Raw genomic sequence first — 14,177 nt, forward strand, 5'->3', positions numbered from 1 at the left:
ACCGGCGGTGGGGGCGTGGGCTGAGTCGCGGGTTCGGTGGTCGAGGCGCGGAGGGATCGAGACCGGGTCTCGATCCTTCGCTGGCGCTTCGGCCTCGACCAGCGGTGGGGGCGTGGGCTGAGTCGCGGGGTTCGGTGGTCGAGGCGCGGAGCGATCGAGACCGGGTCTCGATCCTCCGCTAGCGCTTCGGCCTCGACCAGCGGTGGGGGCGGGGTTGGCGCTTCGGCCTCGACCAGCGGTGGGGGCGTGGTTGGCGCTTCGGCCTCGACCAGCGGTGGGGGCGGGGGCTGAGTCGCGGGGTTCGGTGGTCGAGGCGCGGAGCGATCGAGACCGGGTCTCGATCCTCCGCTAGCGCTCCGGCCTCGACCAGCGAAGGGGGCGGGGTTGGCGCTTCGGCCTCGACCAGCGGTGGGGGCGTGGTTGGCGCTTCGGCCTCGACCAGCGGTGGGGGCGACGCTAGCGCTTCGGCCTCGACCAGCGGAGGGGGCGGGGCTGGCGCTCCGGCCTCGACCAGCGGAGGAGGCTAGCGCAGCACGGTCAGCACGTGCGCGACTTCAGCATCGCCGCCGAGTCGCACGTAGTTGTCCTCGCCCCAGTCGAACACCTGCCCTGTGAGCTCGTCGCGTACGGCGAAGCGTTCGCCCCAGCCGATCCCGAGCGCCGGCAGGTCGAGGTGCACGGTCGTCTCGTGCGCGACGTGCGGCTCGAGGTTCGCGACGACGATCACGGCGTCGTCCCGGTGTTCGGTCAGGTGTCGCCGCGAGTAGCAGAGCACCTGGTCGGCGTCGTTCTCGTGGACGCGCAGCCGGTGCAGCTGCTGGAGGGCGGGGTGCTCGCGACGGATCTCGTTGAGCCGTGCGATGAACGGGGCGATCGAGTGCTCGACGTCGAAGTCGCGGTGCCGCACCTCGTATTTCTCGGAGTCGAGGTACTCCTCGCTGCCAGGGCGCAGCGGTGTGTGCTCGAGGATCTCGAACCCGGAGTACATGCCCCAGGTCGGCGTGCCGGTGGCGGCGAGCACGGCGCGCAGCCGGAACATCGCAGGATCCCCGGCCTGCAGGTGCGTCGGGAGGATGTCGGGTGTGTTCACCCAGAACGCGGACCGCATCACGTGCGCCTTGCGGCCGGACACCTCCTCCAGGTACGAGGAGAGCTCGTCCTTGGTCTCGCGCCAGGTGAAGTACGTGTAGGACTGGTGGAACCCGACGGTGCCGAGCGCGCGCATCATCGCGGGGCGCGTGAACGCCTCGGCGAGGAACAGGACGTCCGGGTCGGTCCGGCGCACCTCGGCGAGCAACCGCTCCCAGAAGGGCACGGGCTTCGTGTGCGGGTTGTCGACGCGGAAGATCCGGATCCCGCGGTCCATCCAGTGCCGGACGACGCGCAGCACCTCCGCGTACAGGCCCTCGGGGTCGTTGTCGAAGTTCAGCGGATAGATGTCCTGGTACTTCTTGGGTGGGTTCTCGGCGTACGCGATCGTGCCGTCGGCGCGGGTCGTGAACCACTCGGGGTGGGCAGCGACCCACGGGTGGTCCGGGGCGCACTGGAGTGCGAGGTCCAGCGCGACCTCCATGCCCCGGTCGCGGGTCGCGGCCACGAACGCGGCGAGGTCGTCGTCCGTGCCGAGCTCGGGGTGGATCGCGTCGTGCCCGCCCTCGGCGGCGCCGATCGCCCACGGGGACCCGGGGTCGCCCGGCTCGGGGTGCAGCGAGTTGTTGCGGCCCTTGCGGTTCACCCGTCCGATCGGGTGGATCGGCGGCAGGTAGACGACGTCGAACCCCATCGCCGCGACCCGGTCGAGCTGGTCGATCGCGCCGCGCAGCCCGCCGTACGAGCGGGGGAACAGCTCGTACCAGGCGCCGCTCAGCGCCCGCTCGCGGTCGGCGAAGACGGGGTACGCCTGGGTGCTCTCGAGCAGGTCGCGCACCGGGTAGCGGCTCATGATCTCGAGCACGTCGGGCGCCGTCGCGGCATCGAGCCGTGCGGCCGCGTCGACGCGCCGGTCGCGCAATGCCTTGGCGGCGGCGCGCAGCGTCGTGCGCTCGGCCGTGCGACCACGGGGGAGGGCGGTCGCTGCACGCTCGAGCAGCAGGGCGCCCTCGATCGGCATCAGCTCGGTGTCGACGTCGGCGGCGACCTTGACCGGAGCGTCGTGCAGCCAGGTGCCGAACGGGTCGGACCACGTCTCGATGCGGTACGACCATGCCCCGACCGCGTCGAGGGTGACCCACACCTCGTGGTGGTCGTTGTCCAGGTGGGGGAGCGGGATCCAGGCACGCTCGCGCCGGTCGGGACCGGTCAGGACGACTCCCGCGCCGAGCGCGTCGTGCCCTTCGCGGAAGATGCGCGCCCGGATCGGGAACGGCTCGCCCACCGCAGCCTTGGCGGCGTACGCACCGTGCTCGACGACTGGGCACACGTCCATCACCGGGATACGCAGCATGCGCGCCACGCTATCCGAACGGGCGCCGTGCCTCAGGACGCCTCCAGCAGCACGACGAGGCTGTGCGCGGCGACCCGCACCGACGCGCCGGAGTCGTACGCCCCGTCGTGCCCGAGGTCGGCTGTGTCGAGCGCGACGGCGTACTTCCACGGCCACGGGCCGTCCGGCAGCATCCAGTCGACCGGCTCGTCGCCTGAGTTGAGGAGCACGACCGCGCACGAGGCGCCCTCGCCCGCCGCCAACCCGTCGAGCGAGGCTCCGTCGAGCGCCATGCCGATCGTGCGCAGCCCGTCGTCGTGCCAGTCGCCGTCGGCCCACGGACGCCCGTCGGGGTGCAGCCAGCGGAGGTCTTCGCGGCCGTTCTCCGCGGACACTGCGCCGGTGTAGAACCGCGTCGGCCGCAGCACGGGATGCTCGGCCCGCAGCGCCGTCGCCCGCGCGACGACCTCGCGGAGGTGCTCCCAGCCGACCTCGGCGATCGGAGGCAGCCAGGTGAGAGGCGAGTCGTGGCAGTACGCGTTGTTGTTGCCGTGCTGCGTCTGGCCGAGCTCGTCGCCGGCCCTGAGCATCGGCACGCCGGCGGCGAGCAGCGTCGTCGCGACGAGGTTGGCGGCCTGGCGTCGGCGCAGCCCCAGCACGTCGACGTCGTCGGTCTCGCCCTCGACGCCGCAGTTCCAGGAGCGGTTGCCGGAATGTCCGTCGCGGTTGTCCTCACCATTGGCTTCGTTGTGCTTGTCGTCGTACGAGACGAGGTCGCGCAGCGTGAACCCGTCGTGAGCGGTGACGAAGTTCACCGACGCCTGCGGGGGGCGTCCGCTCGGCTCGAACGTCGCCGACGAGCCCGCCAGCCGCATCGCGATGCCGGCGACGCCGCCACCGTGGCCGCGCCAGAAGTCGCGCACGTCGTCGCGGAACGTGTCGTTCCACTCGCTCCAGCCCTGCGGGTAGCCGCCGACGAGGTAGCCGTCCATGCTCGCGTCCCACGGCTCGGCGATCAGCTTGACGCCTCGCAGCACGGGGTCACGGCTGATCGTCTCGATCACCGACCGCGCGACGTCGACGCGGCCGCGCCCGGTGCGTGCGAGCGCGGACGTCAGGTCGAAGCGGAACCCGTCGACGTGCATCTCGCGCACCCAGTAGCGCAGCGACTCGATGATCAGCGCGGACGCCGGGGCCGAGTCGGCGCGCAGCGTGTTGCCGCAGCCGGTGACGTCGAAGTAGTGCCCCTGGGCGTGCCGGTAGTAGCCGGTGTCGTCCAGCGCCCGCAGGTGGATCCGCGGGCCGCCCTCGCCACCCTCGGCGGTGTGGTTGTAGACGACGTCGAGGATCACCTCGAGGCCCCGCGCGTGCAGGGCGCGCACCATCTCCTTGAACTCGCTGACCGGGTCGTCGGTCGCCGCGTACGGGGCGTGCGGGGCGAGGTAGGCGACGCTGTTGTAGCCCCAGTAGTTGACGAGGCCGCGGTCGGCGACCGTCGGCTCGGTGACGAAGTGGTGCACGGGCAGCAGCTCGACCGCGGTCACCCCGAGGTCGGCGAGGCGGTCGAGGACGGCGGGGTGCGCCAGCCCGGCGTACGTGCCGCGGATCTCCTCGGGGACGTCCGGGTGCTGCATCGTCAGGCCGCGCACGTGCGCCTCGTACACGACCGTGCGGTCCCACGGCGTCCGTGGTGGCTCGTCCCCGGACCAGTCGAACGCCGGGTCGGCGACGTACGAGCGCAGCCGGGACGTGTTGCCCTCGAGTCCGCCGACGACGTGCTTCGCGTACGGGTCGAGCACCCGCACCCCGTCGACCTCGAGCGCATACTCCTGGCCCGGGCCGATCCCGCGGACCTCCACGTGCCAGATCGAGCCGGTCCGGGACTCGAGCTCGTACGTCCCGACGCCGGGAAGCACCAGTCGCACCCGCCGGGCACGGGGCGCGTGGACGGCGAAGTTGGTGCCGGACACGACGGGTTGCGACCCGAGGGGGTACGGGGTGCCCGGTGCGCTGGGGTGGCGCTCGTACGCCCAGGTCTCGACCATCCCTCCATCATGGGGCACCGGGCCGACGTGCCAAGCCTGCGGTGTGTGGCGTTCGCTACCCTCGGACCACGCGTACGTCGACAGCACGACTGTCACGACGCCCGCACAGACCGAGGCTTCACGCCCGAAGGAAGGCAGCACTCATGGGTGAGTTCGTCAGGCTCGAGGTAGCCGACGGCGTCGGGACGATCCGTCTGGACCGTCCGAAGATGAACGCGATCGGCCTGCAGCTCCAGACCGAGCTCGCCGAGTGCGCCGCGGAGGCGACTGAGCGTGCCGACGTGGCCGCCGTCGTCGTGTACGGCGGAGAGCGCGTCTTCGCCGCCGGCGCGGACATCAAGGAGATGTCCGACCTCACCTATCGCGAGATGAACGTCCGTGGCCAGGCGCTCCAGACCGCGTTCAACGCCGTCGCCGCGATCCCGAAGCCGACGGTCTCGGCGATCACCGGGTACGCCCTCGGCGGCGGTTGCGAGCTCGCGATGTGCACCGACCTCCGCTTCGCGGCCGACAACGCCAAGCTCGGGCAGCCCGAGGTCCTCCTCGGCATCATCCCGGGCGCCGGCGGCACGCAGCGCCTCCCGCGCCTCGTCGGCCCGGCCAAGGCGAAGGACATCATGTTCACCGGCCGCATGGTCGACGCCGCCGAGGCGCTCGAGATCGGCCTCGTCGACCGGCTCTTCCCGGCGGAGTCGGTGTACGACGAGGCGCTCGCGTGGGCACGGCAGTTCGTCGGCGCCGCCTCCCTCGCGCTGCGCGGCATCAAGGAGGCCACCGACCGTGGCCTCGAGGTCGACCTCGCGACCGGGCTCGAGATCGAGCGTCACGTGTTCTCGGCGCTGTTCGCGACCGAGGACCAGAAGGCCGGCATGCGGTCGTTCATCGAGAACGGGCCTGGCAAGGCCACCTTCGAGGGGAAGTAGCACCATGACCACCGACGCCGCCCCCAACCCGCACGCGTCTGCGGACCAGGTCGAGGCCGCCTGGCACGACACCAAGCTCGCACAGGTCCTGTACCACGACTGGGAAGCCCAGACGTACGACGAGAAGTGGTCGATCTCGTTCGACGAGCGCTGCATCTCCTACGCCCGCGACCGGTTCGTCGCCGTCGCAGGCGAGAGCGGCTGGCCGTACGGTCGCAGCCTCGAGATCGGCGCCGGCACCGGCTTCTTCACGCTCAACCTGATGCTCGCCGGCGTGATCGACAAGGGCACGGTCACCGACATCTCGCCGGGGATGGTCGAGGTCGCCAAGCGCAACGCCGACGGTCTCGGCTTCGCGCTCGACGGGCAGGCTGCGGACGCGGAGGAGCTGCCGTTCCCCGACGAGTCGTTCGACCTCGTCATCGGCCACGCGGTGATCCACCACATCCCCGACGTCGAGAAGGCGTTCCGCGAGATGCTGCGCGTGCTGCGTCCCGGCGGCCGCATCGTCATCTGCGGCGAGCCGACCGCGCGCGGTGACTTCGTGGCACGTCGCCTGTCGCGCCTGACCTGGTGGGCGACCACCAACGCGACGAAGCTCGGTCCGCTGCGCGAGTGGTCGCGACCGGCCGAGGAGCTCGACGAGTCGTCACGGGCGGCTGCGCTCGAGGCGGTCGTCGACCTGCACACATTCGAGCCTTCGGCGCTCGAGCGTCTCGTGCTGCGCGCCGGCGGCGTGAACGTCCGTACGGCGACCGAGGAGCTGACGGCGTCCTGGTTCGGCTGGCCGGTCCGGACGTTCGAGGCGGCGGTTCCCGAGGAGAAGCTGGGGCTGCGCTGGCGCATGTTCGCGTACAAGTCGTGGCTGCGGCTGTCCGCGCTCGACAAGGCGCTGAGCCCGGTGGTGCCCAAGGGTCTCTACTACAACGTCTCGGTGGCGGCGACCAAGCCGTGACCGCACCCCGCCAGGCGCGGTTCCTGACGCTGGACTCGCTGCGGTGGGTGCGCCGCCATCGGGCCTGGACCTGGTACCACGTCGTCCGCTACTGGCGGTTCTGGCGGTTCAAGCGCCGCCACCCGGACGTCGTCACGGAGGGCTTCGTATTCCTCGGCCGCGGCGTCGTGATCGAGACGAAGCCGCCGTACGGCCGGGTGGTCCTGGGCAGGTTCGTGCACCTGGGCGACCGTACGGCGCTGCGCGCCCACAACGGCACGCTGCGGCTCGGTGACAAGGTCGTCATGGGGTCCGACAACACCGTCAACGCGCACCTCGACATCGAGATCGGTGCGGCGACGATCGTGTCGGACTGGACCTACATCTGCGACTTCGACCACGTGACGCTCGACCTGGCGAAGCCGATCAAGGACCAGGGGCTGGTGGTCTCGCCGGTCCGTATCGGCCCTCACTCGTGGATCGGCGTGAAGGCGACCGTCCTCCGCGGGACGCGGACCGGACGTGGCGTCGTCCTCGCCGCCCACACCGTGGCCCGCGGCGAGTATCCCGACTTCGCGATCGTCGCCGGGCTGCCCGGCCGCGTGGTCAAGAGCCGTCGCGACGACCTGGAGGACTGGGTGGAGCTCCAGCGCTACACCGCCGAGGTCGCGGGCGAGCAGGCGGAGGCGCGCAGGGAGAGCTGACCCACTTTCGCTGGTCGAGCCCTTCGATATGCGCTCGTTCCTCGCGCTACTCAGGACAAGTAGCCCGGAGCGCTGGCGGACGGTGTATCGAGGCCCGTTCTGCCCTCAGCGAAGACGCTGTCGCGCGACCGCCCGGCCGTCGTAGCCTCGGGCCATGGGAGACGTCGTACGCCTCGGCCCCCGCCCGGCCGCGCCGGCCCCGCGCGCGACCGAGCCGGAGCCCCTGTGGCGGGAGGTCGTCGGTCGACGCCTGCGGGCCGCGCGCCTCGCGAGCGGCAAGCGCCTCGTCGACACCGCGGCCGCCGCGGGCATCTCTCCGCAGTACCTCTCGGAGGTCGAGCGCGGACGCAAGGAGCCGTCGAGCGAGATCCTCGCCGCCGTGTCGGGCGCCCTCGGCCTCACGCTGCTCGACCTCACGGAGCATGTCAGCGGCGACCTCCGCCGTACGGCTTCGACGTCCGTCCCGCGGGGTCCGCAGGCGCTCGCGCGAGCCATCTGACCGCTCCCTCCTGACGACGCGTCACTGCTGCGACGGCGCCATCACCGCGTCGACGAGTCCGTACGCCCGCGCCGCCTCCGCGGAGAAGACCCGGTCGCGGTCGGTGTCGTGCCGCAGTGTTGCGACGGCCTGGCCGGTGTGCGCGGAAAGGATCGCTTCCATCTCGTTGCGCACCCGGACCACCTCGTCGGCCTGGAGGATGAGGTCCGGGACGGCGCCCTGTCCGCGCACCGCCGGCTGGTGCAGCACGAAGCGGGCGTGCGGGAGCGCCGCGCGCCGGCCGGGCTCGCCACCCGCGACGAGAACGGCGCCGGCCGCGATCGCCTGACCGACGCAGAACGTGGCGATGGGCGAGCGGACGTGCTGCATCGTGTCGTACACGGCCAGCATCGCCGTCTCGTCGCCGCCCTCGCAGTTCACGTACAGGTTGATCTCGGCGTCCGGGTTGTCCGCCTCGAGGTGCAGCAGCTGGGCGATGAGCGCGTTGGCGACGCCGGCGTCGATGGCGGTGCCGAGATAGACGATGCGCTCGGTGAGCAGGTGCGAGTAGACGTCCATGATCCGCTCGCCGCGCGGGTGGTTCGCGATGACGTTCGGGATCGCGTAGGTGCTGCTCATCGCGCGCCTCCGATCCCGACCGTGCGACGCCGGTTCGGCATCACCTGGTCGAAGGTGTCGACCACGTGGTCGACGAACCCGTACGCCTTCGCCTCCGCGGCGGTGTACCAGCGGTCGTGCAGCGAGTCCTCGAAGATCCGCTCGACCGGTTGCCCGGTGTCGTCGGCGATCAGAGCGAGAACCGTGTCGCGGGTGTGGCGGAGGTCGTCGGCCTGGACCTCGATCTCGACGGCCGTGCCGCCGATGCCCGCGGAGCCCTGGTGCATGAGGATCCGCGAGTGAGGCAGCGCGAACCGTTTGCCCGGTGTCCCCGCCGAGAGCAGGAACTGGCCCGCGCTGCACGCGATGCCGAGCGCGAGCGTCGAGACGTCGCACGGGACGAGTCGTAGGACGTCGCGCAGCGCGAGCATCGCCGGGACCGAGCCGCCGGGGGAGTGGATCCAGAGGGCGACGTCGGCGGCCGGGTCGTCGGCAGCGAGCGAGAGGAGCTGGGTGGCGAGGAGGGTGCCGTTGTCGTCGTCGAGGACGCCGTCGAGGACGAGGATCCGTCGCCCGAGCAGCTGCTGCCGGCTGATGGTGTCGAAGAGCGGTGGTGCGTTGTCGTGTGCCATGCCTCCACCGTGCGTCCGTGAAGGCTGCGCGATCCAGTGGATCAGCCCGGGGCGGATCTGCCCCTGGTTGATCCGCTGACAGCAGCGGCGTGGCGCGGGGTCAGACCCGCGCCGTCACCACCAGGTCGAGGGACTCTGCCAGGTCGGCGGCTTCCCCCTCGCGCACGTCGAAGTCGTCGGTCGACACCGAGCGGACGACGTCGGCGACGGTCGTCGGCCAGAGCTCGTACGGGCCGGCGATCTGCGCGTCGACCAGCGAGCCGTGCTCCACCTCCCAGTCCGCGAGCCGTGCGCCGTGGTGCAGACCGGCCAGCGTCGTGACCGTCGCGTGCGCGGCGACGAGGTCGCGCAGCTGTTCGGGCTCGAGCTCCTTGGGGTGGTAGATGTTCCCCGGCGGGAACGTCAGCGTGTTGGGCGTGCTGATCACGAGCGTGCCGCCTGGCCGCAGCACGCGGGCGCACTCGGCGACGAAGGCGTCCTGGTTCCACAGGTGCTCGATCGTCTGCAGGCTCACGACGACGTCGAACGACGCGTCGGCGTACGGCAGGGCGACGAGGTTGCCGCGCACCACGCGGACGTCGGGGTACGCCGTACGGACGTGGCCGGTGGCGTACGCGTCGTAGTCCAGCGCGACCAGCGACGCCGCGTCCTGCTGAAGCAGGTCGGCCCCGTAGCCCTCGCCGCAGCCCGCCTCGAGCACCGCTCGTCCACGCACTACGTCACGAAGGGACTCGTACACGACCTCGTGGCGACGGAACCAGTAGTTCTCGTGCCAGATGCCCGGCACCGTCCGCTCGCCGGTGATGATCATCTGCGGCGGCGTGCTGCCCTCGTCGCTGCTCACGCCCCGAAGCGTAGGTCCACGAGCAAGGGATCACGAGCCAGGGGTCAAGCGCCGGGGTCGCGGACCGCGCGGTCGGCGGTGCCGGAGACGAGGGACGCGATCACGATGACGATCAGGACTCCGACGGCGGCGCTCGCGACCTGCTCCTCGAGCTCGGCGTCGATGGTGAACGGCAGGACGCCGACGATGACGGTCACGAGCGTCATGATCCAGCCGAAGAAGAGCCGCGGCCGCGGGGTCGTCAGCAGCAGCAGGTGCATCAGCGCCGTGGCGAGGAGGGCGGCGCCGAACGCCAGGGCGGCGTACGGGATCGTCGAGGCGACGTCCCACCTGCCGCCGCCGGACGGCACGAGGACGGCGATGTCGAAGACACCCCGGCAGACGAGGAGGCCGACGACGGCGGCAAGACCTGCCACGACGGCGGTCGCGACACCGCCTGCCCAGAGCCTGCCGGCGTTGACCGACAGTCCGCTGGGGGTGTTGGACTCGGGTACAGGGTCGGGCTGGCCCATCGGGGGTTGCTGGTACGACATCACGCCTCCTGGCATGCCGGGTGCCCGTCACGCTACCGCGCCAGGGCCCCCGGTGGGGGTCGCCGCGGCTGGCTCGTCCGGTATGACCGGTTGTCCGTAGAACGGACCAGGCGGAAGGGCGTCTCGGAGCGTGCCCTACCCTCAGGGAGTGTGACGGCGAAGCCGTGTGACCCACGCCACCCGTCGCGATCTCGTCAGCGAGGTTACCTGTCGGTAACGTGGCGGTAGCGGGATCGTCCACGGTCCCGGCACACTCGCAGCCGCCCTCGGCTGCCGCGACGCGCGTCCCGTGCGAGCGCCGTGTACGGAAGTCGATTCCACAGGAGGGCCCGAGAAGGCCATGAACATCGTCGTCTGTGTGAAGTACGTACCGGACGCTACGGCGGACCGGTCCTTTGACTCGTCGGACAGCACCGTTGACCGTGAAGGCGTCGACGGACTGCTCTCCGAGCTCGACGAGTACGCCGTCGAGCAGGCCCTGCTGGCCGCCGAGGACGGCGATGGCGAGGTGACCGTGCTGACGGTCGGCCCGGCCGACGCTGCCGACGCCGTCCGCAAGGCCCTCCAGATGGGTGCCGACAAGGGCGTCCACGTCGAGGACGACGACATCGCCGGCTCCGACGCCGTCGCGACGTCGCTCATCCTCGCCAAGGCCCTGGGCACCCTCGAGTACGACCTCGTGTTCTTCGGCATGAGCTCGACCGACGGCACCATGGGCGTCGTCCCGACCATGGTCGCCGAGCGCCTCGGCCTTCCGGCCGTGACCTACGGCTCGGAGATCACCGTCGACGGCTCCACCGTGACCGTGCGCCGTGACGGCGACGTCGCCACCGAGACCATCACCGCCACCGCGCCTGCGGTCGTGTCGGTGACCGACCAGTCCGGCGAGCCGCGCTACCCGTCCTTCAAGGGCATCATGGCGGCCAAGAAGAAGCCGGTGGAGGACCTCACCCTGTCCGACCTCGGCATCGATGCGTCCGAGGTCGGTCTCGGCGCAGCCTGGACCAAGGTCCTCTCGTTCGCGCCGCGCCCGCCGCGCAGCGCCGGCGAGATCGTCACCGACGAGGGAGACGGCGGCACCAAGCTCGCCGAGTTCCTCGCGTCGAAGAAGTTCGTCTGAGGAGCAACGACTGATGAGTGAGATTTTCGTTCTCGTCGACCACGTCGACGGCACCGTCCGCAAGACCACCGGTGAGCTCCTGACGCTCGCCCGTCGTCTCGGCACCCCGTCGGCCGTGTTCATCGGCTCCGGCGCCGACTCGGCGCAGGCCTACCTCGCCAAGTTCGGCGCGGAGAAGGTCTATGTCCTCGACGCCCCCGAGCTCACCGAGTACCTCGTCGCCCCCAAGGCCGAGGCGCTCGCCGAGCTCGTCTCCAGCAAGCAGCCCGGCGCGGTGCTGATCTCGTCCTCTGCCGAGGGCAAGGAGATCGCCGGCCGTCTCGCGATCAAGACCGAGTCCGGTCTGATCACCGACGCGGTCGACGTGCGTGCGGGTGGCGACGGCGTGGAGACCACGCAGTCCGTCTTCGCCGGCAACTTCACCGTCGAGGCGACTGTCACCAAGGGCACTCCGATCGTCGCGGTCAAGCCGAACTCCGCCGCTCCCGAGGAGTCGCCGGCCGCCGGTGCCCTCGAGCCGGTCTCGGTCACGATCTCCGACGCCGCCAAGACGGCGAAGATCACCGACTCCAAGCCGCGTGCGGCCACGGGTCGTCCGGAGCTGACCGAGGCAGCGATCGTGGTCTCGGGTGGCCGTGGCACCGGTGGCGACTTCTCGCAGGTCGAGGCGTTCGCCGACTCGCTCGGTGCGGCCGTGGGCGCCTCGCGCGCCGCGGTCGACTCCGGCTGGTACCCGCACAGCTTCCAGGTCGGCCAGACCGGCAAGACGGTCTCGCCGCAGCTGTACGTCGCCAACGGCATCTCCGGGGCGATCCAGCACCGCGCCGGCATGCAGACCTCCAAGACGATCGTCGCCGTCAACAAGGACGAGGAGGCGCCCATCTTCGAGCTGGTCGACTTCGGCGTCGTCGGTGACCTCAAGGAGGTCCTCCCGCAGGCGACCGACGAGGTCAACAAGCGCAAGGGCTGATCTGTCTGCAGCCTGCTCGACGCCGTACGGCCCTCACGGGCCTCCCTGCGGCGCAAAGCCGCCACGTCTCCCGCGAGGGGGGCGTGGCGGTTCGGCGTTCCTGCCGGGATTCCCGGACCTCCGGGATGCCGCCCGCCCCCGCGTGGTGTCCGGTTTGAGACGGTCTGATAGAACTCTGTCACGATCACAGGGCCTCGTGGTTGTAACACTTCGGTAAGTGTCTGCGCCCTTCCCTGTTCTGGTCGATGATCCCGAGCAACCATGGGTCCGCGGAAGTATTTCTGCGAGTTCCCAACACAATCAGGAGGATTCCCATGCGACTCTCCCGGCGTACTCGCCTTGGAGGCGTGGCGCTGCTCGCCGCGATCGGACTGACACTGTCCGCGTGCGGCGGCGGCGGGGGAGATGATGACAACGAGTCGAGCTCCTCGACCGATGCCGTCATCACCGCTCGTACCACCGAGCCTCAGAACCCGCTGGTTCCGCAGGCCACCAACGAGGTCGGCGGCGGCAACGTCATCGATCTGCTCTACGCGGGTCTCATCACCTACAAGGACGATGGGTCGCAGGAGCTCGAGGTCGCGGAGTCGATCACGTCCGACGACAACCTGACCTGGACCGTCAAGCTCAAGGACTGGACGTTCAGCGACGGCACGCCGGTCACGGCGAAGTCCTTCGTCGACGCGTGGAACTACGGCGCGCTGAGCACGAACGCGCAGAACGCCTCGTACTTCTACTACCCGATCAAGGGTTACGAGGCTGTCCAGGAGGAGAACCCGACCGTCAAGACGATGGAGGGTCTGAAGGTCGTCGACGACAAGACCTTCACCATCGAGCTGAACCAGCCCGAGTCGGACTTCCCGCTGCGCCTCGGCTACTCGGCCTACTACCCGCTGCCGGAGTCGGCCTACGCCGACATGAAGGCCTACGGTGAGGCCCCGGTCGGCAACGGCCCGTACAAGCTCGACGCGTGGGAGCACAACAAGGAGCTGCGCCTCGTCCCGAACGGGGAGTATGACGGCGCTCGCAAGCCCCAGAACGGCGGCGTGACCTTCGTGGTCTACACCGACACCGACGCGGCTTACACCGATGTTCAGGCCGGCAACCTCGACGTCCTGGACACCGTCCCGGACAGCGCGCTGCAGACCTTCCAGGACGACGACTCGGTCCAGGCGATCACCGCTCCGGGCTCCGTCCTCGGTGCGTTCCAGTTCCCGAGCGACCTGCCGGGCTTCACCGGTGAGGCCGGCGCTCTGCGTCGCAAGGCCGTCTCGATGGCCCTCAACCGCGAAGAGCTGACCGAGAAGCTGTTCTTCGGCACCCGCACCCCGGCGAGCGACTTCAGCGCGCCGCCGATGCCGGGCTGGACCGACGAGATCCCGGGCAACGAGGTCCTCGAGTTCAACGCCGACGAGGCCAAGAAGCTCTGGGCCGAGGCCGAGGCCATCGAGCCGTGGGGCGACAAGAAGCTCCTGATCGCGACGAACACCGACGGTGCCGGCAACAAGGCCTCCGTCGACGCGATGTCGAACCAGATCAAGAACACCCTGGGCATCGACGCCGAGCCGAAGTACTACGCCACGTTCGACGAGTTCCTCGACGACCGTGACAACAACAAGACCGGTGCGCTGTTCCGCGCCGGCTGGCAGCCGGACTACCCGTCGATCTCGAACTACCTCGGCCCGATCTACGGCACCGGAGCGGCTTCGAACGACGGCAACTACTCCAACCCGGAGTTCGACGCCGCGCTGACCAAGGCTGCGGGCGCGACGTCCGACGAGGACCGTTACCAGGACTTCGTCGACGCGCAGGCGATCCTCATGGAGGACATGCCGGGTCTGCCGATGTGGTACACCGACGGGACGGGCGCCGCTGCAACGGGCGTCGAGAACGTCAAGTTCAACTGGCAGGGCGTGCCGATCTACCAGAACATCACCAAGTAGGTCGCACACCA

13 protein-coding genes are annotated in these 14,177 nt (G+C 70.4%); 7 read left to right on the forward strand and 6 right to left on the reverse strand.

Annotated elements, in window-relative coordinates; all coding sequences use genetic code 11:
- Nucleotides 1–523: 523 nt before the first annotated feature.
- Together GH747_RS15450 and glgX are read right to left on the reverse strand one after the other, a co-directional pair.
- Entirely contained in the window at nt 524–2,443 is a 1,920-nt protein-coding gene (locus GH747_RS15450) for an alpha-1,4-glucan--maltose-1-phosphate maltosyltransferase (protein WP_149770527.1), read from the reverse strand.
- Between the two features lie 32 nt (nt 2,444–2,475).
- Nucleotides 2,476–4,467 (reverse strand): glycogen debranching protein GlgX, encoded by a 1,992-nt coding sequence (gene glgX / locus GH747_RS15455; RefSeq protein ID WP_149770528.1) that lies wholly within the window; start codon nt 4,465–4,467, stop codon nt 2,476–2,478.
- Nucleotides 4,468–4,610: 143 nt separating this feature from the next.
- Here glgX and GH747_RS15460 point away from each other — a divergent pair, with 143 nt between their 5' ends.
- From GH747_RS15460 to GH747_RS15475, 4 genes are all read left to right on the forward strand, one after another.
- Nucleotides 4,611–5,390 carry an enoyl-CoA hydratase/isomerase family protein gene (locus GH747_RS15460; protein ID WP_149770529.1) on the forward strand — a complete coding sequence of 260 codons (780 nt, stop codon included), beginning with the start codon at nt 4,611–4,613 and terminating at the stop codon, nt 5,388–5,390.
- Between the two features lie 4 nt (nt 5,391–5,394).
- Complete coding sequence (locus GH747_RS15465) at nt 5,395–6,345, forward strand: class I SAM-dependent methyltransferase (RefSeq protein WP_149770530.1); 951 nt, start codon at nt 5,395–5,397, stop codon at nt 6,343–6,345.
- Nucleotides 6,342–7,028 (forward strand): acyltransferase, encoded by a 687-nt coding sequence (locus tag GH747_RS15470; RefSeq protein WP_205602977.1) that lies wholly within the window; start codon nt 6,342–6,344, stop codon nt 7,026–7,028. Before GH747_RS15465 ends, GH747_RS15470 begins: the two co-directional genes overlap by 4 nt.
- 154 nt (nt 7,029–7,182) lie before the next feature.
- Nucleotides 7,183–7,527, forward strand: a complete 345-nt coding sequence (locus tag GH747_RS15475; protein WP_149770532.1) for a helix-turn-helix domain-containing protein — start codon at nt 7,183–7,185, stop codon at nt 7,525–7,527.
- Nucleotides 7,528–7,548: 21 nt separating this feature from the next.
- On the opposite strand, the gene GH747_RS15480 is transcribed toward GH747_RS15475, so the two are convergent.
- From GH747_RS15480 to GH747_RS15495, 4 genes are all read right to left on the reverse strand, one after another.
- Nucleotides 7,549–8,145, reverse strand: coding sequence for a ClpP family protease (locus GH747_RS15480; protein ID WP_149770533.1), 597 nt, complete (start codon nt 8,143–8,145; stop codon nt 7,549–7,551).
- Entirely contained in the window at nt 8,142–8,756 is a 615-nt protein-coding gene (locus tag GH747_RS15485) for a ClpP family protease (RefSeq protein ID WP_149770534.1), read from the reverse strand. Before GH747_RS15485 ends, GH747_RS15480 begins: the two co-directional genes overlap by 4 nt.
- A 100-nt stretch (nt 8,757–8,856) precedes the next feature.
- Entirely contained in the window at nt 8,857–9,600 is a 744-nt protein-coding gene (locus GH747_RS15490; RefSeq protein ID WP_228552954.1) for a class I SAM-dependent methyltransferase, read from the reverse strand.
- Nucleotides 9,601–9,644: 44 nt separating this feature from the next.
- Complete coding sequence (locus tag GH747_RS15495; RefSeq protein ID WP_194842923.1) at nt 9,645–10,133, reverse strand: DUF6069 family protein; 489 nt, start codon at nt 10,131–10,133, stop codon at nt 9,645–9,647.
- A 340-nt stretch (nt 10,134–10,473) separates the two neighbouring features.
- Here GH747_RS15495 and GH747_RS15500 point away from each other — a divergent pair, with 340 nt between their 5' ends.
- The 3 genes from GH747_RS15500 to GH747_RS15510 all read left to right on the forward strand — a co-directional run bounded on the left by GH747_RS15500 (nt 10,474) and on the right by GH747_RS15510 (nt 14,166).
- Nucleotides 10,474–11,253, forward strand: a complete 780-nt coding sequence (locus tag GH747_RS15500) for an electron transfer flavoprotein subunit beta/FixA family protein (RefSeq protein ID WP_149770535.1) — start codon at nt 10,474–10,476, stop codon at nt 11,251–11,253.
- 13 nt (nt 11,254–11,266) lie between these two features.
- Nucleotides 11,267–12,223 (forward strand): electron transfer flavoprotein subunit alpha/FixB family protein, encoded by a 957-nt coding sequence (locus GH747_RS15505; protein WP_149770536.1) that lies wholly within the window; start codon nt 11,267–11,269, stop codon nt 12,221–12,223.
- Between the two features lie 314 nt (nt 12,224–12,537).
- Nucleotides 12,538–14,166 (forward strand): peptide ABC transporter substrate-binding protein, encoded by a 1,629-nt coding sequence (locus tag GH747_RS15510; RefSeq protein WP_149770537.1) that lies wholly within the window; start codon nt 12,538–12,540, stop codon nt 14,164–14,166.
- Nucleotides 14,167–14,177 lie beyond the last annotated feature (11 nt).

It is taken from the genome of Mumia xiangluensis (assembly GCF_010994095.1).
GTDB lineage: Bacteria > Actinomycetota > Actinomycetes > Propionibacteriales > Nocardioidaceae > Mumia > Mumia xiangluensis.